Source organism: Myroides odoratimimus (genome assembly GCF_030326305.1).
In the GTDB taxonomy this organism is placed as follows: domain Bacteria; phylum Bacteroidota; class Bacteroidia; order Flavobacteriales; family Flavobacteriaceae; genus Flavobacterium; species Flavobacterium odoratimimum_A.
Map to the genome: position 1 here is coordinate 1 of NZ_JACAKB010000032.1, position 21,463 is coordinate 21,463.

13 protein-coding genes are annotated in these 21,463 nt (G+C 32.7%); 7 read left to right on the forward strand and 6 right to left on the reverse strand.

Features of this window, described 5'->3' with window-relative positions; all coding sequences use genetic code 11:
• Positions 1–1,151 precede the first annotated feature (1,151 nt).
• From HX049_RS15970 to HX049_RS15980, 3 genes are read left to right on the forward strand one after another with little or no spacing between them, the layout of a single operon-like run.
• Positions 1,152–2,753, forward strand: coding sequence for a hypothetical protein (locus HX049_RS15970; RefSeq protein WP_286417091.1), 1,602 nt, complete (start codon positions 1,152–1,154; stop codon positions 2,751–2,753).
• Positions 2,754–2,787: 34 nt separating this feature from the next.
• Positions 2,788–4,437 carry a hypothetical protein gene (locus HX049_RS15975; RefSeq protein ID WP_286417093.1) on the forward strand — a complete coding sequence of 550 codons (1,650 nt, stop codon included), beginning with the start codon at positions 2,788–2,790 and terminating at the stop codon, positions 4,435–4,437.
• Positions 4,438–4,447: 10 nt separating this feature from the next.
• Positions 4,448–5,308, forward strand: coding sequence for a hypothetical protein (locus tag HX049_RS15980; protein WP_286417095.1), 861 nt, complete (start codon positions 4,448–4,450; stop codon positions 5,306–5,308).
• A gap of 532 nt (positions 5,309–5,840) precedes the next feature.
• On the opposite strand, the gene HX049_RS15985 is transcribed toward HX049_RS15980, so the two are convergent.
• On the reverse strand, positions 5,841–6,380 hold the full coding sequence (locus HX049_RS15985; RefSeq protein ID WP_286417097.1) for a hypothetical protein: 540 nt from the start codon (positions 6,378–6,380) through the stop codon (positions 5,841–5,843).
• A gap of 184 nt (positions 6,381–6,564) precedes the next feature.
• Between HX049_RS15985 and HX049_RS15990 the strand changes: the two genes are divergently transcribed.
• Complete coding sequence (locus HX049_RS15990; protein ID WP_286417099.1) at positions 6,565–7,005, forward strand: hypothetical protein; 441 nt, start codon at positions 6,565–6,567, stop codon at positions 7,003–7,005.
• Between the two features lie 71 nt (positions 7,006–7,076).
• Here the strand turns inward: HX049_RS15990 and HX049_RS15995 are convergent, their stop codons facing one another.
• The 5 genes from HX049_RS15995 to HX049_RS16015 form a co-directional block, all read right to left on the reverse strand.
• Positions 7,077–7,664, reverse strand: a complete 588-nt coding sequence (locus HX049_RS15995; protein WP_286417101.1) for a DUF3347 domain-containing protein — start codon at positions 7,662–7,664, stop codon at positions 7,077–7,079.
• A 297-nt stretch (positions 7,665–7,961) separates the two neighbouring features.
• Positions 7,962–9,533: an efflux RND transporter periplasmic adaptor subunit gene (locus HX049_RS16000; protein WP_286417103.1), complete on the reverse strand. Its 1,572-nt coding sequence runs from the start codon at positions 9,531–9,533 to the stop codon at positions 7,962–7,964.
• Between the two features lie 3 nt (positions 9,534–9,536).
• Complete coding sequence (locus HX049_RS16005; RefSeq protein ID WP_286417105.1) at positions 9,537–11,009, reverse strand: TolC family protein; 1,473 nt, start codon at positions 11,007–11,009, stop codon at positions 9,537–9,539.
• Between the two features lie 57 nt (positions 11,010–11,066).
• Positions 11,067–14,885, reverse strand: a complete 3,819-nt coding sequence (locus tag HX049_RS16010) for an efflux RND transporter permease subunit (protein WP_286417106.1) — start codon at positions 14,883–14,885, stop codon at positions 11,067–11,069.
• A gap of 352 nt (positions 14,886–15,237) precedes the next feature.
• Positions 15,238–15,720: a hypothetical protein gene (locus HX049_RS16015; RefSeq protein WP_286417107.1), complete on the reverse strand. Its 483-nt coding sequence runs from the start codon at positions 15,718–15,720 to the stop codon at positions 15,238–15,240.
• A gap of 346 nt (positions 15,721–16,066) precedes the next feature.
• On the opposite strand from HX049_RS16015, the gene aqpZ reads away from it, so the two are divergent.
• The 3 genes from aqpZ to HX049_RS16030 all read left to right on the forward strand — a co-directional run bounded on the left by aqpZ (position 16,067) and on the right by HX049_RS16030 (position 20,662).
• Positions 16,067–16,768 (forward strand): aquaporin Z, encoded by a 702-nt coding sequence (aqpZ, locus tag HX049_RS16020; protein ID WP_286417108.1) that lies wholly within the window; start codon positions 16,067–16,069, stop codon positions 16,766–16,768.
• Positions 16,769–18,236: 1,468 nt separating this feature from the next.
• Positions 18,237–18,968, forward strand: a complete 732-nt coding sequence (locus tag HX049_RS16025) for an outer membrane beta-barrel protein (protein ID WP_286417109.1) — start codon at positions 18,237–18,239, stop codon at positions 18,966–18,968.
• Between the two features lie 14 nt (positions 18,969–18,982).
• Positions 18,983–20,662 (forward strand): S41 family peptidase, encoded by a 1,680-nt coding sequence (locus tag HX049_RS16030; RefSeq protein WP_286417110.1) that lies wholly within the window; start codon positions 18,983–18,985, stop codon positions 20,660–20,662.
• Positions 20,663–21,463 lie beyond the last annotated feature (801 nt).

Sequence of the window (21,463 nt, forward strand, 5' to 3'; positions counted from 1 at the left end):
CAAATAAGTCGGATCCTAGCTAACCCTAATTTACCTTTAAAATTGGCTTTTATAGTTGTTAGAAGTTCTGTATTTTTTTACAAATAATTCCTCCCTTTATTTATCTTAAAATCAACTAATTAATACTTTTGTCGTGTGCTAAGGTAATCATTAGTAAATAGTTAAATTGCTTTGAATGCCATATTTTAATTTTGCTTGTGAAAGGCTAAGTTCTCTTTGTTCTAGTTCTTGAACTAATTAGAGTTTAAAATTTATTCTATAGTTTTTAACTCTGCCTAATATAGATTATTGACATAAAGATTGTTTTTATTGTATTGTTATTTCAAGAAAACAATTTTTCATTACACGTTTGTAAAGATGGTTAAAATAAAACCAACTCCTTTTTAAATATGATTAACCGATATTAAACGGATAACTCGATGATATTATTCAAAAAAGACTTAACTGCTCTGATTCAGATAAGTCTATGATTATGTTTTTAGTTCTCATAATTTCACATTTAAAATACAAATGAAAATAATCTTTATTTAACACTATAAATCTTTGCATTTAGTGTAATTGATTCAGATTTTGTACCAAAAATCACAGAAATGATATTGATTAATATTTTGAATGTGATTTTTTGAGAAGATTTAATTCCTGTTTATTATTTCAATATGATATAGTTTAAGCGCTTTTTATCAATTACATTTTAATAAAAGAGTTTCTTAATCTTCAAGGCCTTTAAATTACAGTGCTTTTTTAAGTGTTTTTTGATTTTTTTTTCAAAGAGGTAGGGCTTAAAGATGTAATAGGATTGTTTAGAGTGTTAAGCTTGAAAAAAATGAAAGTATTACGAATTAGAAATGTATTTATTTTTAATAATTGATAGATGTTGCTTTTTGTGATTTATTATACTTGTTCTAATTAAGGATATTTAGGTAATTCACTAGAATAAGTATTCTAGTTGTTTTATATCTCTTTATGTAGATTTTAGTACTAAAACAACTAATTGTTTTTTTTTATAAAAACAACTTTAGTATTAATAATAATTTTGCTTTTATTATAATTTTATTGTTTATCGCTTATTTTTATTTTGATATTTTGAATAATTCTCATGTTCTGTATCTTTGTTTTAAAGCTTTTAAGTAAAAATGATTAATAAAAATAATATGAAAAGAAAAGTACTCTTAGCAATTTGTTTAACTGGTTTTGGTTTAATAAATGTAAAAGCTCAGGATTTAGGTTTTAGTATTGGAGGACACGTTCCTAACCCTTCTGCAGCTTTAGATATTCAAGCAACAAATAAAGGGGTTTTACTTCCTCGAATTGAATTATCAGGCGAAGATCACAAATTAAATGGAGGTACAAATCCAGATGGTGTAATAGTTTATAATAGTGGTAGTGTATTAGAACATGGTTTTTACTACTGGGCTTCTACTAAATGGGAAAAAGTAGCAGCAAATAGTCAAGTAATCGAGAAGTTAACTGAACTTCAGACAACATTAGAAACTCAGATTAAAGAAATTACCATTATCGATGGAGGAACAGAAAAAGATATTAGTTATTTAGTTTCGTATAATCCAGAATCTCATTTGTTTACTTATCTAATGCCAAAAGAAGGAGGAGGATATGATAAAAAGGAGATCGATTTTAAAACAGCTGTTAAAGAAGAACAGACCAATACATTTATACGCGAAATAAAAACTAACGTAGAAGGTGAGGATAAAATATTAAAATACATTTACTTCTCAGAGAAAGCCATAACAGACTGGTTAAAGAATAATCCTAATGGCAATCCTATTGATGATATGCCAGATGATAACGGAACTCCTATTGATGTATTAGGAGTGGTTAATAGCAACTTTAAAGAGATCTTTGAGAATAATACCAATACAGAGATTATTAACCAGATTATTAAAAAAGCTCCAAATAACGTATGGGTAGAGCAAAGAGAAGAAGGTGAGTTTTTAGTCTATTTAGATGATAATAACGACAAACACGAAGTTTCTTTAGAGAATAATGAGACGCAAACAGAAATCTTCAAACATGTTGTAAATGCTGATGGTCAGGTAATAGATGGAGAATCTACACAAGTATTAGAGTCCAAAGATCTTAAAAAAGGAGATATTTATTACTCTTATAAAGCAGAGCATGGTAAGACATATTACATCAATATGACAAATGATGTAATTAACTCGGTACAAAACAGCGAAACATTAAAACAAGAAATCTTCAATACAGTTAATAACTATACCACCGAAGGAGGTAATGTATATTATGGAGATATAGATGGACAGAACCTTCTTTATATAGTAGATAAAGACAATAATAAAAATCCAATAGATATCTCTAAAGATGTACAAAAGGTTATCGAAGAGACTGTAAATAACAGTGTTGTAGAGAAGATCCTACAGCAAACAGAGATAAAACTTATAACTGGAACAGCTGTGAAGATAAACGAATCACATGATGGTTTTTCTGTATTTAAAGGCAAGTATAAAGCTAAAGTAGATAGCTATAATAGTACTATAGGAGCAGACTACAATACAGAGTTTAACGCAGGTTTTAGAATAGATAATTTTAATTCTCTTTTAAGTGTTCAGATTTTAAAAGGAAAACAATTAGTACAGAACTCAGTTACAGAGGTTAAGTACGAAGGAGGAATATTAAAATTCAAATTCGGTATGGGAAATTTACAAACAACTCTACTATCAGGTGAGTATGAGGTAATTATTAACTATGTGTCAACTGTAGAATCAAAGAGTAATTAAAAGTATTAGTTTAAGAATTAAAGACAAAAAAAAGATGAAAAAAAATATAATCACACTATTAGTATTAGCCTTAAGTACGGTTGCTTTAGCACAAGAAAAAGATAAGGCAGGTTTGGGTATTGGAACTAAGAGAATTAGTAAAGCTGCTATGCTTGATATTCAAGCAACAAATAAAGGGGTTTTACTTCCTCGAATTGAATTATCAGGCGAAGATCACAAATTAAATGGAGGTACAAATCCAGATGGTGTAATAGTTTATAATAGTGGTAGTGTATTAGAACATGGTTTTTACTACTGGGCTTCTACTAAATGGGAAAAAGTAGCAGCAAATAGTCAAGTAATCGAGAAGTTAACTGAACTTCAGACAACATTAGAAACTCAGATTAAAGAAATTACCATTATCGATGGAGGAACAGAAAAAGATATTAGTTATTTAGTTTCGTATAATCCAGAATCTCATTTGTTTACTTATCTAATGCCAAAAGAAGGAGGAGGATATGATAAAAAGGAGATCGATTTTAAAACAGCTGTTAAAGAAGAACAGACCAATACATTTATACGCGAAATAAAAACTAACGTAGAAGGTGAGGATAAAATATTAAAATACATTTACTTCTCAGAGAAAGCCATAACAGACTGGTTAAAGAATAATCCTAATGGCAATCCTATTGATGATATGCCAGATGATAACGGAACTCCTATTGATGTATTAGGAGTGGTTAATAGCAACTTTAAAGAGATCTTTGAGAATAATACCAATACAGAGATTATTAACCAGATTATTAAAAAAGCTCCAAATAACGTATGGGTAGAGCAAAGAGAAGAAGGTGAGTTTTTAGTCTATTTAGATGATAATAACGACAAACACGAAGTTTCTTTAGAGAATAATGAGACGCAAACAGAAATCTTCAAACATGTTGTAAATGCTGATGGTCAGGTAATAGATGGAGAATCTACACAAGTATTAGAGTCCAAAGATCTTAAAAAAGGAGATATTTATTACTCTTATAAAGCAGAGCATGGTAAGACATATTACATCAATATGACAAATGATGTAATTAACTCGGTACAAAACAGCGAAACATTAAAACAAGAAATCTTCAATACAGTTAATAACTATACCACCGAAGGAGGTAATGTATATTATGGAGATATAGATGGACAGAACCTTCTTTATATAGTAGATAAAGACAATAATAAAAATCCAATAGATATCTCTAAAGATGTACAAAAGGTTATCGAAGAGACTGTAAATAACAGTGTTGTAGAGAAGATCTTACAGCAAACAGAGATAAAAATTATAACGGATTCTGTGGATGTGGCGGTTAATTCCTCTATTGATGGAAATATTGTCTATAGAGGTAAAAGGAAAATAAAAGTGAACCATGCTGACGGATATGATGTGACTTTTATAGGAAGTATTACAGCTAAACCTTCTGATAAAAAAGAAGTAGTGGAAGGTGGTACCAGAACAGTAACATATCAAGATAGTACTGCTACTATAGAGACATTGCTATCAGCCAATATCATTGATGTTAAAACAAAACAAGTAGTGGTATCTACAGTTACTGATGTAAGTGTAAGTGGTAACGAATTGACATTCTATTTTGGTCAGAATGGAATGTATATAGCATTAGACAATGGTGATTATGAAGTAGTTTTTGAGTACACTGCTTCGAAGTAAGAAAGGAAGCATGAAAAAGTTAGTTTTAATATTATTCTTATTTGGGGTATCCTTAGCAGGATATTCCCAAGTAGGGATTGGAGTACAAAGACCTGCTTCAGCTTCTATGTTAGAAGTGCATAGCCCTGATGGCAATAAAGGGGTGTTATTACCTAAAGTAGCTTTGACAGATAAAGGTCTTTTTGCTCCTATAATAGGTGATCATGATGATCCACGTAATATAGGATTACTTGTTTTTAATCAAACAGAAGACAGCGAAAAAGGACTAGTGTTAGGGTATTACTATTGGACAGGTACTAGTTGGAGTTCTTTTATAGATAAAGAAGAAATCATAGCATTAATAGAAGGTAAATTAATAGGAAACAACGTCTATTATGGTAAGATAGGACAGAGTGATAGAGAAGTTTTATATATTAAACGCAAGGATAGTAATGGAGAGGAAATCATAGAAGAGCTAAATCTAATACCAGGACTTATAGATAATATAGCCAATGCTTCACAGGAGACTCTTTTTGATATTAAACAGAAGATAGGATATAATATTTCAGAACAGATAGCATACATTGGAAAATCTATAAAAGGAAATTATGTATATAGTTTTTACACAACAACAAGTTTAGAAAATGATAATGCAGAGGCTAAAGGTGTTCATTTAGACAAAAATGTTTTAGAGTTTTTAGCTCATGGTGAAATCTATAAAATAATGTTACTAGATAGTAAATATCAATTAATAGATATTAGCATTACAGATATTGAGATAAACACTGAAGGTGTCTTAAATTTTAGTCTAGGGACTCCTAATTTTTATTTAACACTTCCTGAAGGGAAGTATGGAGTGATAGTGGAGTTAGTAAGTACTAAAAAGATATAGAAGAGGGGGGGGACTTTTTGGGCTCCCTCTTTGTTTTTTATAAAAGAGGAACTTTTATCTTTTTTTATAATTCTGTCCAACAAGATTGCCATACGCCTGTTGAGGGACTATATCTAATTCTATACTATCTTTGTGGAGTATTTGGTATAAAGGGTTGTAGTTTTGTTTGTTTAGCGACACAAATTTCTATAACCCTTCTTTATTTTGCAAAAGTCAAGACGACCTCACTATTAAAAAGAAGGTTATTTACCAGCACCTATAACTTTTTAAGAAGACTATATTGCAATCGAAAAATAAAAAGAGGTAATCCAATAAGGTTGCTGTATAGAAAATGTTTTGTCTTAGAGTATAGATAGAAAAAGTAAGGGGCCGTTTCATTGTAAAAAAAGACAACCCCTGTGGTTACCAAGGTGGGTACTGATAAACTTACTACGACATTTGGTTTATAGTACTTTTAAAAAGTTATATCTACGTTGTTTTTCTAGGTTAAAAAGTAACCTGTAACTTCTTCTTATTTAAATCCATAATATTTTCAACTTGATAAGATCTCTTTAGGATAGTTATATTGTCTTGTTGCCTGGATAAGTGTAAGTTTAAAAGGAATATCACTTGTATTGTTTAACGCAAAGGTCTTACTTTTTTTCTCAGTTGAACAGTCAAAATATTCTGCTTTTATTGAAGTGGTAAAAATAGCTTCGGTGAATTTTTTATCTCCAATTAACTGATCTTTGTAATATGCGATTGATCTTTTTTGAAAAAGAGCCTCTTTGATACTTTCAACAGTATTTTCTTTAGCAAAGATAAGTGTGATGGGACGGTGATAAAACTCATGCTTTGTATCTATAAGATAATGAATATCTGAAGAAGAAGTAATCGTTAATTGATATTGATCAGCCCATTGCATTGCTTTGGTAAATAAATTAGTATGACCTACAATTTCTATTCCATCTAATAGTCCTTCCTCTAGCAATCTTTGTTGTGGAGCTTCCCATTGATCTTTAGTCTTTTGTTTATAAGGAGGGTGGTTCCACTGTATAAAAGCACCTTGTTTTTTAGCATCTTTTGAACTCATCAAGTTTATATTTTCAGTTTTAGAGCATATAGTAGCAATAAAGTAGAATTGTTCTAAATGTTTTAAAATCAGTTGTTTTGTTTTTGTGTATGAGGAAAACCGTAAGAGTGAGTTGTTTATAGAATATATCTTTGTCGTTCCTATGGAAACAAAGGAAGTAGTACTAATATTTAAAAAATATGAAATGAAAAGAATTGTTCTATTACTAATGGTGGCATCTATGGCATTAGCTTGTTCTTCAGATGATAATAAAGCAGCAAGTAATCCTGAAGGGTCAATACAAGTAGGCGTATCACATTCTCATAAGATAAAAATACCTGAATGGTTACAAGGACAATGGGTAGTTAAAGGAAGTACAGAGTATAATTTTCACAGTTTTAATCTAAAGGCAAATGATCTATGTGTAGTGAACGTAGTATCATCTTGTTATCAAGGGCAGATTAATGCTATGGATAAAGTAGATCCAAATCAAGTAGAGGTAGTACAGGAGAATAAAAAGGGGTATTATCGTTTATCAATAGATATGGGAGGTCTATTAACAGAGTATGCTTTTACTTATAAATCAGAGAGTGAAGTAGAGTTTAAGATGAGTAATCTACCTAGGGTAACTCTAATTAGAAAATAACCTTTTTATTAGATTAAAAATAGAAAGGCTGTCCTTACACCAGACAGCCTTTTATTATTTAGACTATAAGCCTATTTAGTTTCAAATGTGATTTTGTTTTGATTCGCACCACATTTAAGCATTGAAGAACCGTATAATGGGTTAGATAGGTCTTCTACATCGCTTAGCCATTGACCACCTTCACCGTTGTTGTACATTGGGCAGTATTGTTCAAATACTACTCTGTCTGTTCCAACGGTATTGATTAGTTTTATTAAGTCTTCTGTTAGGTCTTCGAATTCTTCTCTTTGTACTTTAATGTCTACTGCATCAATTTTAGTAGCTGTTTCTACTAATTCTTTCACTAGTTGTTTTGCTGTAGCATCTTCTGTTACTACTGCATTAAGATTATTTACTAGTGTTTTACTAGCCGTAGCAGCTTGTTCTTGATTGTCCTGTTGAAGTGCTTTTTTAACTAAGAAATAAGCATCAAGAGTAGATTGTAATACATTAGATTCTTTTACTGTTGTTACTTTCTCTACAGCGCTAGCTGTAGTGTGATCATCGTGATCATGTCCTGCGTGCTCTTGTGTTGTTGGAGCTGTTGTTTCTTGTTTTTTGTCATTACATGCAGTAAGTGTGAAAGCTAATACTGCAAAACTTAAAATTACTTTTTTCATTTGATTGTTATTTGATATTTGTTCTTTTATTTCAAGTCACAGATTATAAATCTGCGACAACATCTTTTTTGTCAAGTAAAGTTAGAAAAAAGAAGGTAGAGTAGGTCTGCATTCTTTTTTCTGTTTTTGTATTTCTGTGTGTTGTCGTAATACATAGTAGTTCTGGGAAAGCCTACCGTTGTGGAAGTGTATTGTGGATATACGTTCTACACAAACCATATCACATTATATAAGTATCTAATGTCTTAAGGCATACAATTCCTAATTCTTAACTCTTAATTTGAGCCAAGCGACTTACTATCTTTCGAATTGACAACAGCTGTGTAAGGCTTTATAATCTGCATCTGTTGCTTTGTCTAGTTCTGTATCGTGACCTACTTTAGCTACGGCCTTAGATATGGCAGCTTTAGAGGTTAGTTTCTTGTCAAAATTAAGGTGTAATACTTTTTCTTTTACATCCCAAGAAGCAGTAGATACCCCTTTTACTTTCTTGGCAGCGGTTTCTATTCTTTCTTTACACAGGTCACAGTTTCCTTTTACTTTAAGAATGGCATGTTCTAGATTAGCACTTGCTGTAGTACTGTGAGCGTGACTTGTAGCAGCAGGAGCATTATCATTGTTCATCATACTGCGTTTTCCTTCTAACTGTGCGCTGGCATCAACTGTAAATACTCCATTGGTTACGATTTCTTCTCCATTTTCAAGTCCTGACATCACTACATAATTCTCTCCAAGTGAAGGCCCTAATACGATTTCTCTTAGCTTGAAGGCAGGAGTAGTGGTATTGGGTTGTTTTACATAGATTACAGAGCGTTTACCAGTCCATAGTACAGAAGATTTAGGAATGACCATTTCTTTATTGTACTGTTTTAAAGGAGCTGATATTTTTGCACTTGCGTACATCTCAGGTTTTAGGTTATTATTTCTATTATCTGTTTCTACCCTTACTTTAGCTGTTCTAGAAGTAGCATCTATAATAGGGTTGATAAAAGCAATTTTTCCTTTAAATACTTCTCCTGGCAAACTCTGAAGTGTATATTCTAATACATCTCCTTCTTTGATAAATGGAAGGTCATTTTCGTAGGCATCAAATACAGCCCACAGTTTAGATAAATTAGAAATATTATAAAGCACAGTTCCTTGACTGATATAATCTCCTTGGTTAACATTTTTTGCCACGACAATACCACTTGTATTTGCATGTATAGATACAAAAGGAGAAACATTCCCAGAGCTTAAGACTTTGCTTATTTGAGCTTCAGACATCTTCCAAATGCGCAATTTTTCTTTTGCTGCGTCTAATAATAAGGGCTGTAAGTCTTTTAACTTAGCAGCTTCTAATAACTCTTGTTGAGCTGTTAACAGATCAGGAGAATAGATAGTAGCAATTAGTTGTCCTTGTTTTACGGCTTCTCCTGTAAAGTTAACATATAACTTTTCGATACGACCATTGACATGGGAAGTTTGAGATTGTTGTAATCGCTCATCTACTTGTATGGTTCCATAGAGTTGAATGTCTTTTACAGCATCTTGATGTCCTACCACAGTAGTCTGTATATTAGCAAGAGCGACAGCTTCTTTAGACATTTGGATTGCCTGATCGTCTATTGCATCATCACCGCCATCAGAAGATTTAAGTGGAATTAAGTCCATAGCACATAAAGGACACTTCCCTGGTTTATCCATTTTGATTTGAGGGTGCATAGAACAGGTCCATACCGTATTTTCCTCTTCTGTAGTAGCTGGTTCTGTATTGTGCTGATGCGATCCTGCACCACCAAAGACCATCCATCCTAATAATAAACCTACAAGTAATATTGCACTATAACGCACAATATTGTTTTTGAATATATTTCTTATTTTCTCCATTGCCTAAATATTTTGTGTGTTGTCACGTACTGCTAATAATTTCTTGATAGAAGCTACCATGGTATTGTAGTTAGCAATTGCTTCTGCTTTTTTTAATTGGTAATCTAATAATTGACGTTGTACTTGTATTACATTGGTTAAATCACTTTTACCTGTTACAAATTCTTTGATAATAAGGTTGTAAGTTGTCTCAGCCAATGTAGTTTGCTTCTCATACAAGGTGACAATTCGTTGGGCATCATCTAATTGACTTTTGTATCCATAATACTCACTTTTTAAAGTATTATAAGTGTCTTTGAACTTCTCTTCACTAGACTTCCACCATAGTTTACCTTCTTCTTGTTGGGCTTTATACTTTTTGCGGAAGATAGGAAGACTAACAGTTATCATCGGCATAATCATATCTTTTCCATTCATATCGCCCATAGCTAGCATTTTATCATTAGTCTTTCCGATAACCATATACTGCAATCCAAGTCCTATCATAGGGTAGCTCATTTTCTTGTCCATTTCAGCCTTGGCTTTATAGGCAAGACCTTCTTCTGTGATCATTGAAAGCATAGGGTTATTAGCTTCTATGGCTAGAAGAGCATCTTGCTCCCCATATATAAAAGGTGTTTTCTCTATGTCACCTAAGACTACTTCATGGTTTGCCTCTCTATTTAAAAGAGCGTTGAATTTTGCTTTCTCTGCTTTTAATTGAGAGTGTAAGCTTTCAATATTATTCTCTATTTCAATAAGCTCTAATCCGATACGCAATACATCAGACATTCCTGAGGCGCTACTGCCGCTCATCTCGCTCATACCTCCACTAGATCCCATAGAAGAAGACATCGCTGGTGCGCTACTAGCAGTAGCTCCACCACCCATACTCATTGATCCCATACCTGCGGATGCAGAAGTAGATGGAGTAGAGGCAGTCTTACTACTTACTTGTGGAGTTGTACTTGGTTTTGCTGTATTTGAAGGAGCAGAGAACTTTCTAAGAGCTAATTGTTCTAATTGTTGTAAGAGTTTTCTGTTCTCTTCATTATTTCTTAATTGTTCGTTTAGTTTCTGCATTGCATACCATTGGGTATGTACTTGTAAAGTAATATTATCAACTACTTCTTTGTACTGCTCGTTTTGCATATTAGCCATGTGACTAGCTTCTATACGGGCGCTCTTACGGGTACCAAACCAAGGAAACATCTGCATGATACTTACATTACCAATAGATCGCCCACCTACAATATCCATAGGCTTTGTGTAGAAGTCCATAGATAACTCAGGATCCTTATAAGCACCTGCTTGTGGAATCTTTTGTAAAAAGGCTTCGTGAGCATATTTCTGTGCTTTGATTCCTGGGTTATTTTCTATGGCTACATTGAGGTAACTCGATAGAGAATCTTTAGGTTGCTGCTGGGCTAGAGCCGTGGCAGTGAAACTAGTCACTGCTAAGAAGGCTAAATATATATACGTTTTATTTTTGTTCATTGTTTTATTATTTCGTAGTTACTTGTCAAGGATTGCAAATTTGCGCCATCGAAATTCTTAATTCTTAATTCTTTTTACCGCCCATTCTCTCCACCAACATTGGAATACTGGTACTACAAACATAGTCATGGACTGTATTAGCATTCCTCCGAATGTAGGTATAGCCATGGGTACCATAATTTCTGCTCCTTTACCCGTAGAGGTCATCACAGGCAGTAGTGCGATTAGAGCAGTAGCAGTTGTCATCGCTGCAGGTCTTACACGTTTTAGTCCCGCGTATACTACCGCTTCTCGAATTTCTTCTTTAGTTTTAGGATCTCTAGCCTTAAAGGTATCATGTATATAAGTTCCCATCAGCACTCCATCATTGGTAGCTAATCCGAATAAGGCGATAAAACCTACCCAGACTGCTATACTTAGATTGATATTGTGCATTTGGAATAAGTCTCTCATATTCATATCTCCGATAGAGAAGTTCATAAACCAAGGTTGTCCGTATAACCAAAGTAAGATAAAACCTCCTGCAAAGGCTACAAACACTCCTGAGAAGTGGATAAGCGATGCCGCAATGGTTTTAAACTGAAAGTACAGAATCAAAAGAATCGCTAATAAACTCAGTGGTACAATGTATAGTAATCGCTGAGAAGCTCTTTCTTGTTGCTCATAATTACCAGCAAACTTATAGGTTACTCCTTTTGGCAGGGTAAGTTCTCCAGAGGCTAGCTTAGCTTGTAATAGCTTATCTGCCTCGTGTACTACATCTACTTCTGCTTTTGTTTCTATTTTATCAAAGATGACATAACCAAGTAAGAAGGTATTTTCACTCTGAATCATTTGTGAGCCTTTAGCATACTCTATATCGGCTACCTCGCTTAAAGGAATTTGAGCTCCTGTGGCAGTAGGGATTAGCATTTTAGCTAGCTGTTCTGGGTTATCTCTTAATTCTCGAGGATAACGAAGTCTTACTGGGAATCGCTCACGTCCTTCTACAGTAGTGGTTAGGGCCATTCCTCCGATAGCAGCACCGATTACATCTTGCAAGTCAGATACAGTAATTCCGTATCTAGCCATATTATGTCTGTTTAGGTGGATCTCTACATAAGGAGCACCTACCGCACGATCATAAAATACAGTAGAAGGCATAATAGAAGGGATGTCTTTAAGCGCAGTCTCTAATGCTTTTCCACCAGCTTCTATAGATTCTAAATCTGGTCCAGATACTTTTAATCCCATTGGCGCACGCATACCTGTTGATAGCATTACAAGTCTAGCCTCGATAGGCTGAAGTTTAGGAGCAGAGGTTAGCCCAGGCAAGTGAGATACATTTACTATCTCTTGCCAGATATCATCTGCCTTTTTAATCTCAGGGCGCCATTGACGCAAGAACTTACCATCTTTGTCTATAATTAAACTATCTCTAGGGATAAGTCTAAAACCATCTTCTACATTATAAGTAGTTCCATTGATGAGTTCAAAATCTCCTTGTTTATTAACTTTAAATCGCTGTCTATGTCCATTGCTATCTAGGATATACTCTGACCTATAGTTAATCGTATTTTCAAACATCTGAGTAGGAGCAGGGTCTAGAGCAGAGTTTACACGTCCCCATTTACCTACTGTTAATTCTACTTCAGGAATATTGGAAATACGTCTATCTAATGTACCGATAAACTGAAGGTTCTGTTCAATACCTGTATGAGGCATACTTGTTGGCATTAGCAAGAATGATCCTTCATTAAGACTAGGCATAAACTCCTGTCCAATACCTGGGAAGGCCTGTGTTGATTTTTGCCAAAAAGCAGTTTCTCTAAATGATTTCCATCCTACAGTCTCAAAGCCTTTGGCTAGAAAACCAAAGCTCTTATCAACTCCTAACCATACTAGCATTCCAAATACTAATGTTAGAATGGGAATACTCATAAATTTCCAGCGGTGAGTAAGTGCCCACCTTAAGATTTTCTCATAGTAGATCACTAATAGCCATAATACACCTAATATAGATCCGATAGCTAAAAACACAAAGACAAAGTTTAGTCCTGTACTCTGCTGCGTGCCTAGTGGTAACCATTCTACTGTAAGGTAATATAAAGCCACAAATAGGGCAAGGGCTACATTGATATAATTGGCTATTGTATCTGTTTTCCAACCTGGTGTAAATAGATTATTAATAGCTACTAATGTTAGTGTTACAGCGATAAACTCGCCTGTGTATATCCACAGTCCTATACCTGCTATAGCTAAGATATAATTGGCTATTTTGCGCAGTTTTTGTTTGTTTATTTTAATAGAATATACATAGTAGGCTATTGTAGGAAGAACGATGATCCCTAAGATAAATGCCGATAATAGAGCGAAGGTCTTGGTGTAAGCTAAGGGTTTAAATAGCTTTCCTTCTTGGGCTTCCATTGCAAATACTGGTAAGAAGCTGATAATTGTGGTTAGCATAGCTGTTGACAATGCCCCTGATACTTCTGATACAGCTTTGGTAATAAGATTGACAAAGGCCATTCCCTTACTTTGTATTCCTTGGGCTTTTTCTTCTTCCATGTACCTGATGATACTCTCGACAAATACAACGCCAACATCTACCATAACTCCAATAGCAATAGCAATACCTGATAAGGCAACGATATTGGCTTCTATCCCCATATACTTCATAATGATAAAAGTCGCTAGTACACCAATAGGTAGAATACTAGAAATAATTACTGACGCGCGCAAGTTTATAACAAGTACGATCACTACGATGATACAGATTAATATCTCGTGTGCTAAGGCTGTTTCTAATGTGCCTATCGTTTCTTGTATTAATCCTGATCGGTCATAGAAAGGAACTACAGTTACTTTAGATATTGTACCATCGGCAAGTGTTTTTTGAGGAAGACCAGCTTCCATCTCTTTTATTTTAGCTTTTACATTGTTAATTACATGCATAGGGTTAGCTCCATAACGAGCTACTACAACACCTCCTACAGCTTCAATGCCTTCTTTATCTAGACCACCACGACGTGTAGCAGGTCCTAAGTTAACGAAGGCTACATCTTTGATTTTTACAGGAACATTATTACGAATTGTCACTACAGCGTCTTCTAGATCCTTGACATTTTTAATATATCCAAGACCGCGTACTAAATACTCTGCTTTATTAATTTCGATGGTCTCTGCTCCGATATCCAGGTTACTTTTCTGAATCGCAGACATCACATCCATTACAGATACGTTATAGGCGCGCATCGCATCAGGATTTACCTCTACTTGATACTCTTTTACATATCCTCCGATAGAGGCTACCTCAGAAACTCCTTCTGCAGCAGATAAGTTATATTTAGTGTAGAAATCTTGTACCGTACGTAGCTCATCTGGATCCCATCCACCAGTAGGCTCTCCTGTCTCAGGATTACGTCCCTCTAGGGTGTACCAATATACTTGTCCCAGTGCAGTAGCATCTGGTCCTAATGAAGGTATAACACCCTTAGGTAATGTACCGGCAGGAAGTGAGTTTAGTTTTTCTAAGATACGCGAGCGGCTCCAGTAAAATTCTACATTCTCTTCAAAAATGATATAGATAAACGACATCCCAAACATAGAGCTACTACGCACTGTTTTTACACCAGGGATACCCAGTAAAGAAGTCGTTAGCGGATAAGTGATTTGCTCCTGAATATCTTTAGGAGAGCGTCCCATCCACTCAGTTGCTACAATCTGTTGGTTTTCACCAATATCAGGGATAGCATCTACTGGTACAGGATCGCTTGGCAGAATATTTTGGTGCCAATTAAATGGAGCTGTTATTAGTCCCCATACAATAACTACTACTAGTAGTAATAGAGTAATTACTCTATTGTGTAAGAAGTACTTAATGATTTTATTAAGCATAAGATATGTATTTCTGTATTAAAAAATGACATCTACTAATCTTTGATTCTATGCAACAATAGGTATGGTATAAGTTAAGGTATTACTTATAAACTTAAAAGGCGATAAAATTAGATTAGCGATGATAACTAAAAAGGTAATTATCATTTGATCCACAGATAGGTACTATTACTTCTTAAGTAGGGATATCTAAGTATTTACGTTGCTATATACTTATTTAGTGTACATTGTAAGGTAAATACTTCAAGTAATACTTTTTATTTAGTAATAGAGTGAAAGGTGTGGATGAAGTAACTATCCTAAGAGTTTGCCCAAAGTGTAGGGCATGAGTTAGTTACTTTTTTTTAGAATATCATATACGATAAATACAGATATAAGACAGGGGGTCTATATCTTTATACTTAAATCCGGAAACAGAAACAGAAAGGGGAGAAACAGATACTAAATCAATAGATTTTAAATCTTCTAAGTAATTAGAGTTAAACCATTTCGACTTAATATTAGCTGTTTTGCTCTTTGTATCTTGAATAACTTTAGGTGTTTGTACTTTTAATTCTGCTATGGTAACTAGTACTCGTGAAGCAACTGTACAACATGGCATATTCATATCCATGCTGTGAGAGCTTTGCTCCATATTTCCACCACAACAAGACATACCACCCTTAGTACTCATCTCCATACCACAAGTCATCACTTCCTGTGTGCAAGACCACTCTATAACAGGGCTAGCCGTTACTAAAAAGGATAAGAATAGGAATAATATGGATAGATATTTCTTCATTTTATGTCTGAATTGTTCAAAACAATGAGACAAATATACTTGTTTTTTAAACATAGATACCTACTTTAAGCTCTTTTTATAGGTGTAAAAGCACTTTTCTTTTTATACTTATACAATTGTTGTTATTTGTTGTATAATTCTTGTCTATTATTGGTTTTACTTCTTTTAGACACTTGTCAATAGTGCCATTAATATGGTTAAAGTTTTACAAATTCAAAAACAAGGTTTTGGTAGAACTTAGCATTAGATTATTTTACTGAAGCATTTTTACTCTTATTTTTTTGTTTTTAACGGGATGTTAATAGAATTGGCTTATTCTTATGTATAGCGTTAAACCATGTTCGCACTATGTGACTATTGTGGTTTAAAGAGTCCTAATAGTAAACATAATTAAATTGCTATGAAAAATTATTTTGCTGAGTTCTTTGGGACTTTTTGGTTGGTATTAGGTGGATGTGGTAGTGCTTTATTTGCCGCAGGGGTACCTGATGTAGGAATCGGATTTGTAGGGGTGTCTTTGGCTTTTGGACTGACGGTTTTGACTATGGCTTATGCGGTAGGACCTATTTCGGGAGGTCATTTTAATCCTGCAGTCTCTATAGGGATGTATATAGGAGGAAGATTCTCTGCTAAAGAGATCTTGCCTTATATCGGTTCCCAGCTAGCAGGGGCAATAAGCGCTGCAGTTGTATTATACCTAATCTATATGGGGAGTTCAATTTGCTGTATTGACAATACTCTGCCAGGGGCATTTGCAGCTAACGGATATGGGCATTTATCACCTAGTGGGTTTAATCTAATATCTGCTTTTGTGACAGAGTTTGTATTAACAGCATTCTTTATTCTAATTATTCTAGGTGCTACAGATAAGAAAGCAAGTGGTAAATTCGCAGGGATTGTAATTGGATTAGCATTAACGTTAATACATTTAATCTCTATTCCTATTACTAATACTTCTGTGAATCCTGCTCGTTCTATTTCTCAAGCACTTTTTGTAGGAGGAGAGTATATCCCTCAACTTTGGTTATTTATCACAGCTCCAATATTAGGAGCTATCGTAGGAGGTGCAATCTATAAGTATCTTTTACAAGAAAGAAAATAAGAAATCCTGTTTATATATATTGGGATTTCATGTTTAGTTATAATGATTTATTATATTTCTGTCTAGTGTGGTATTAGTGGCTAAGTGAGTAAAAATCGATTTTTTATTAATCCTTAAATTTGATAGATAGTTTTTAAAGAGTTTGTTCTATCTTATGAAATGAATAAATATTTAATGAAATAATTCATTGAAAATACGTCTATTAAGCAATCTATAGAAAACAAAATATATCATAGCCCAATATGTTAGCTCAATTCATAATGGAATAAAGAGATGAATTTAACAACAACTTGTTTGTGGAGTGTTTACCAAATATTTAAAATACTATCTAAACTAGTATAGGATAAAAGCAACTTATACCTAATTGTTATCAAGAGCTAATTTCAACACAATAATAAATTATAGTCAAAGTATTTTTAATGTATTGATTTTGATATAATTTAACTTGAAAACGTTTTTGTATTTGCGGACTTTAATAAAAAAAATAAGCTTAGTTATATGACTTTTAGCCTTTTAAGGGATATCAATTAATTATATACAGTAAAAAGTACCATTAGTTAGCTAAGTTTCTTTTTAGTACTATGTGGTTGTGTTTGTTTTTTTTTAAATATTTGTTAATTAATTAAATTGTTGTTTGTTTTTAATTATCTATTTAATTAAAAGTATTTAATAATGTTAAAAAATTATTTTAGGTGTAAAAAAAACATTTTTTTCTGTTAAAAATATGTACTTTTAAAAAGTAGAACAACAAGCTTACGTTGTATGAGAAAAAGATGTGTTTTATTCTTTTTAGCCAATTAGTAAAACGTAGCTATAATACATAGTTTTTTTCTTTTCAACCTATAGAGACACACTCTTAACCAAGTCGTCTGTATTAGTAAAAGGCTACCTTAGTTATTATAAGGTAGCTTTTTATATTTAGTGTTCTTCTATATTGAAGTCGTCTTGACTTTTGTAAAATAAAGTATAGGTATAGAAATTTGAGTAGTCAAAACAAACAAAACTACAACCCTGTGTGGCCAGTACTCCATAAAAATAATATAGAATTAGATATAGTACCGTACTTGCCCCTAACAAAAAGAGGCTTTAGACTAAAAACCGACTCTATAAGAGAGTTAATACTTATTGGGCATTTTTTTAATTCTTTGTTTCTTTTTAGTTTGCTTTTAAAAATACTCTATCAATTCATGGTATTCTCATTTTTAATAAAATCAATTCTCTCAAAACGTATGTTTTTTAAAGAATCTACAAAGTATAGATTATGTAATAAGTAATTAGTGTGATATCTTGAGTTATAATTATTATAATTAATAATTATGTTTTATAAATTATTTAAAACATATGTTAATTGATTGGTTGTGAAGGGAAAAATATATTTTTAAGTTTTGTGTATATAAATTTTAGTTAATTTTATTTTAAATATAACTTATTTTTAACTAATTTAGATTAACTAAATAAATAATAAATTATGATTTCAACAAAACTAGGTAGCTTAACAGCTATCTTTCTCTCAATGTTTAGCATGAGTCTTTATGCGCAAACTGAACAAAAAGAAAACCGATTCAAAGTAGGGGTTGATTTAGGGTATACTAATACCTCATTAAATGCTAATATTTCGAATTTAGTAGATTCTAAGTATAATTCTCGTGGAGGTTTTGGAATAAATGTCTCTGCAGAGATGAATGTCTGGAATTCTTTATTCGTTTCTACAGGAGTTTCATATCTACAAAGAAACTATGAATTTGAAAGAACAGGTAGTCGCGAAGGGTGGTATTCTAAGTATAGTAATGATTTTATATCAGTACCCTTATTAGTTGGTGGATACTTAATTAACAACCCATATAGTACTAATGGGGTTTGGGTTAAAGCAGCAGGAGGTATCTACACCGAATATTGGGCAAAAATGAAAACTAAAGGACAGTATCCAGTTTTTTCTGAATTACAACCTGATGGTTCTTTTAATTATACAACAGTTTCTGAAAACTATGATTTTAAGAAGAATGAAAATCAGTTACGTAGATTGTCTATGGGGTTACAAGGACAGGTTCAAGTTGGTTATGCGATAGATAAAATAGACGTCTACCTAGGCTATAATTATCTTTATGGTCTTACAGAGACTTATAAATACGATAGTCCAGGAAACAAAAAGAATACTAGAGATTCACACATGATTTCTATAGGAGCTGCTTATAAATTTTAATAAAATTACACACGATGAAAAGAGTAAAACATAAAATAACAATATTTGGTTTATCTATATTATCACTATCTTCACTAACAGTTTTGAACTCTTGTTCTGCTGATGATATCACAATTACTGATCCGAGAAGATTTACTGCAGGGGATGTAAAATCTTATGCCGATTTATTTGAAGTTTTTTGGAAGACAATGGATCAGCAGTATAATTACTTTTATGAGCAGAAAGATCAAGAAGGCTTAGACTGGGATAATGTATATAAGACATATTACCCTAAATTCGCCGCTCTACAAACTTATGGTAGACCTAATGAGGACGATGGTCAAATACATGAAGATTATTTAACTGCTTTACAGTACTTCAAAGAGATCACACATCCAATAATAGATCGCCATTTTTCTGTTGATATTCAGTTTCCTGCAACTAATAAAAATATTATTAGAACAGAAAGACTCTATGGAGGAGTACTTGATACGGTAAGACCTTATGTGTATCCATTTGCTCAGAAGTATAACTATATGAAAGATAGGGTGACTGCTAATGCATATAAGTCTAATGCAGGTAGTTTTGGAATCATTGCAGGAAATTTAAAATCTAATCCAGAGATCTATTATTTTTCTTTCAGTCAATTTGCAGTAACTAATAATTTAAAAATAACATTAGCGAATAATTATTTAAATCCAGGAAAAGGGAATGCACTATTATTGACTAAAAATATTTTAGAGACCTCTGATAAATTAAAGGCTATTGAAGATGTGAATATGCGTAATGCTATTAAAGAGGTAACCTTTAATATACTAGAAGAATACAATGAATATTCTAATTCAAAAGCGTATAAAGAATTTATAGAAGAAGCAGCGAAGTTTAACCAAACTGAAGTGGTTAGTAATGAACTAATGCTTGCTGCCCAAAATGCTCTAATAGCCTATAATGCATTGCCTAAATATAATACGATTGCACCATACGGAAGTTTATATAATGAAGCGACACAATTCTATGTAGGTGAGTTTATAGGTCTTATGGATAATCATGTTAATTTTGGTTATAGATTTCCAGAATTAACAGGTGCTTTAACTCAAGTTTTAACAAGAGGAGAGTTTTATCAGAAGTTCTTAAACCCATTACATACTGGGGAAATTAAGAAAATAATAATAGATCTACGTTCTAATGGTGGTGGAGCCGTTGTAGATGCACGTTTTATTTCAGATCGTTTTATTACTAAAAATGCTGTATTTGCTTACCAAAGAACAAGAGAAGGAAATGGTAGATTCAATTATACTCCATGGGTAGAGGCTAAGACTAAACCGCATAATTTTGGGATTCCAGCTAATATTCCTATTGCTGTTTTAACAGATAAAGGTAGTGCAAGTATGTCTGAAATCACTACATTAATGCTGAAGTCACAAGGAAATCATGTAGTGAGTGTAGGAGACTATAGCGCTGGAGCAACAGCAGGATTAGGTGCTGTAGATGATTTTAATGGAGGTACTAGAGATGAGATTGCGGGAGGTAAATTAAAATTCTATATGCCATTATTAGCTATGAAAGATGCTGAGGGTGTTATAGTAGAGGGTGTTGGTATCAAACCAAATATTCAAGTATCTCCACTAACAGATAGTGAAGTAGCGCAAATGAGCTCACCTACTTTTATAGATAGAGTTTTAAATGAAGCAATTAATTTTTTAAACTCTAAGTAATAAATTTTTTAAAATTAAAGATATGCCCCAAAAAGTGTTTAACTTTTTGGGGCTTTTTTATGAATAAGAGAGGCTTACTGGTGTAGTATCCTTAAAAAAAAGTTTTATAACGAGGTTTTCTAGTGTAACTCTTCTCAATTAATATATTCTATCTACTAGAATATGGTGTTTTCATTTTAAAAGTTCATTTAGTGTCTTATTGGTTTCATTAATTTGGAATAGAAATAATTATTAAGAACTCACTTTTATTATTGATTATCTTCTTTAACTCTCAAGTATTAGAAAGTGTATTCATAGAATTATAATCTTTTAGATCAATAATCTTTACTTGATAAGACTATAAATTGCCTTAGACATTATTACTATCTTCTGTATACTAACATCAGCATCTTTAGCATTCTCTTTTAATAGAAGTAATTAACGTTCTCTGTTTGGGAATTATAACTTTAATATTTTGCTTGAATTCATTCGATACATCTATTACTTTTATCCTTTAACTCTTGCTCTAGACTAAGATGTGCTGCGAAGGTGAAATAACATTATTTTACTTTTTTAAATACATTTCGTTGCAATTTCATGTTTATAGATACTATACATAAGTAATATTTGTTTTGTAAGTGTTTTTGAAAGATTAACGAAAAAAACTTTATTATACTTTTTTTCTTTGCCAATCTGCTAATTAATTCTGTGAATTTATATGTTTCAAATATAAAATTTGATTATTTAATACGATATGATTTTATTTTTTTGTTCAGATTTGATTTGTTTTTTAAGTTTTATTGTTTTTTTAAAGTATATATT

Bases quoted from the DNA above. Each gene is read 5' to 3' on its own strand.
- HX049_RS15970 (WP_286417091.1), top strand. From the start codon at position 1,152: ATGAAAAGAAAAGTACTCTTAGCAATTTGTTTAACTGGTTTTGGTTTA.
- HX049_RS15975 (WP_286417093.1), top strand. From the start codon at position 2,788: ATGAAAAAAAATATAATCACACTATTAGTATTAGCCTTAAGTACGGTT.
- HX049_RS15980 (WP_286417095.1), top strand. From the start codon at position 4,448: ATGAAAAAGTTAGTTTTAATATTATTCTTATTTGGGGTATCCTTAGCA.
- HX049_RS15985 (WP_286417097.1), bottom strand. From the start codon at position 6,380: ATGAGTTCAAAAGATGCTAAAAAACAAGGTGCTTTTATACAGTGGAAC.
- HX049_RS15990 (WP_286417099.1), top strand. From the start codon at position 6,565: ATGAAAAGAATTGTTCTATTACTAATGGTGGCATCTATGGCATTAGCT.
- HX049_RS15995 (WP_286417101.1), bottom strand. From the start codon at position 7,664: ATGAAAAAAGTAATTTTAAGTTTTGCAGTATTAGCTTTCACACTTACT.
- HX049_RS16000 (WP_286417103.1), bottom strand. From the start codon at position 9,533: ATGGAGAAAATAAGAAATATATTCAAAAACAATATTGTGCGTTATAGT.
- HX049_RS16005 (WP_286417105.1), bottom strand. From the start codon at position 11,009: ATGAACAAAAATAAAACGTATATATATTTAGCCTTCTTAGCAGTGACT.
- HX049_RS16010 (WP_286417106.1), bottom strand. From the start codon at position 14,885: ATGCTTAATAAAATCATTAAGTACTTCTTACACAATAGAGTAATTACT.
- HX049_RS16015 (WP_286417107.1), bottom strand. From the start codon at position 15,720: ATGTTTAAAAAACAAGTATATTTGTCTCATTGTTTTGAACAATTCAGA.
- aqpZ (WP_286417108.1), top strand. From the start codon at position 16,067: ATGAAAAATTATTTTGCTGAGTTCTTTGGGACTTTTTGGTTGGTATTA.
- HX049_RS16025 (WP_286417109.1), top strand. From the start codon at position 18,237: ATGATTTCAACAAAACTAGGTAGCTTAACAGCTATCTTTCTCTCAATG.
- HX049_RS16030 (WP_286417110.1), top strand. From the start codon at position 18,983: ATGAAAAGAGTAAAACATAAAATAACAATATTTGGTTTATCTATATTA.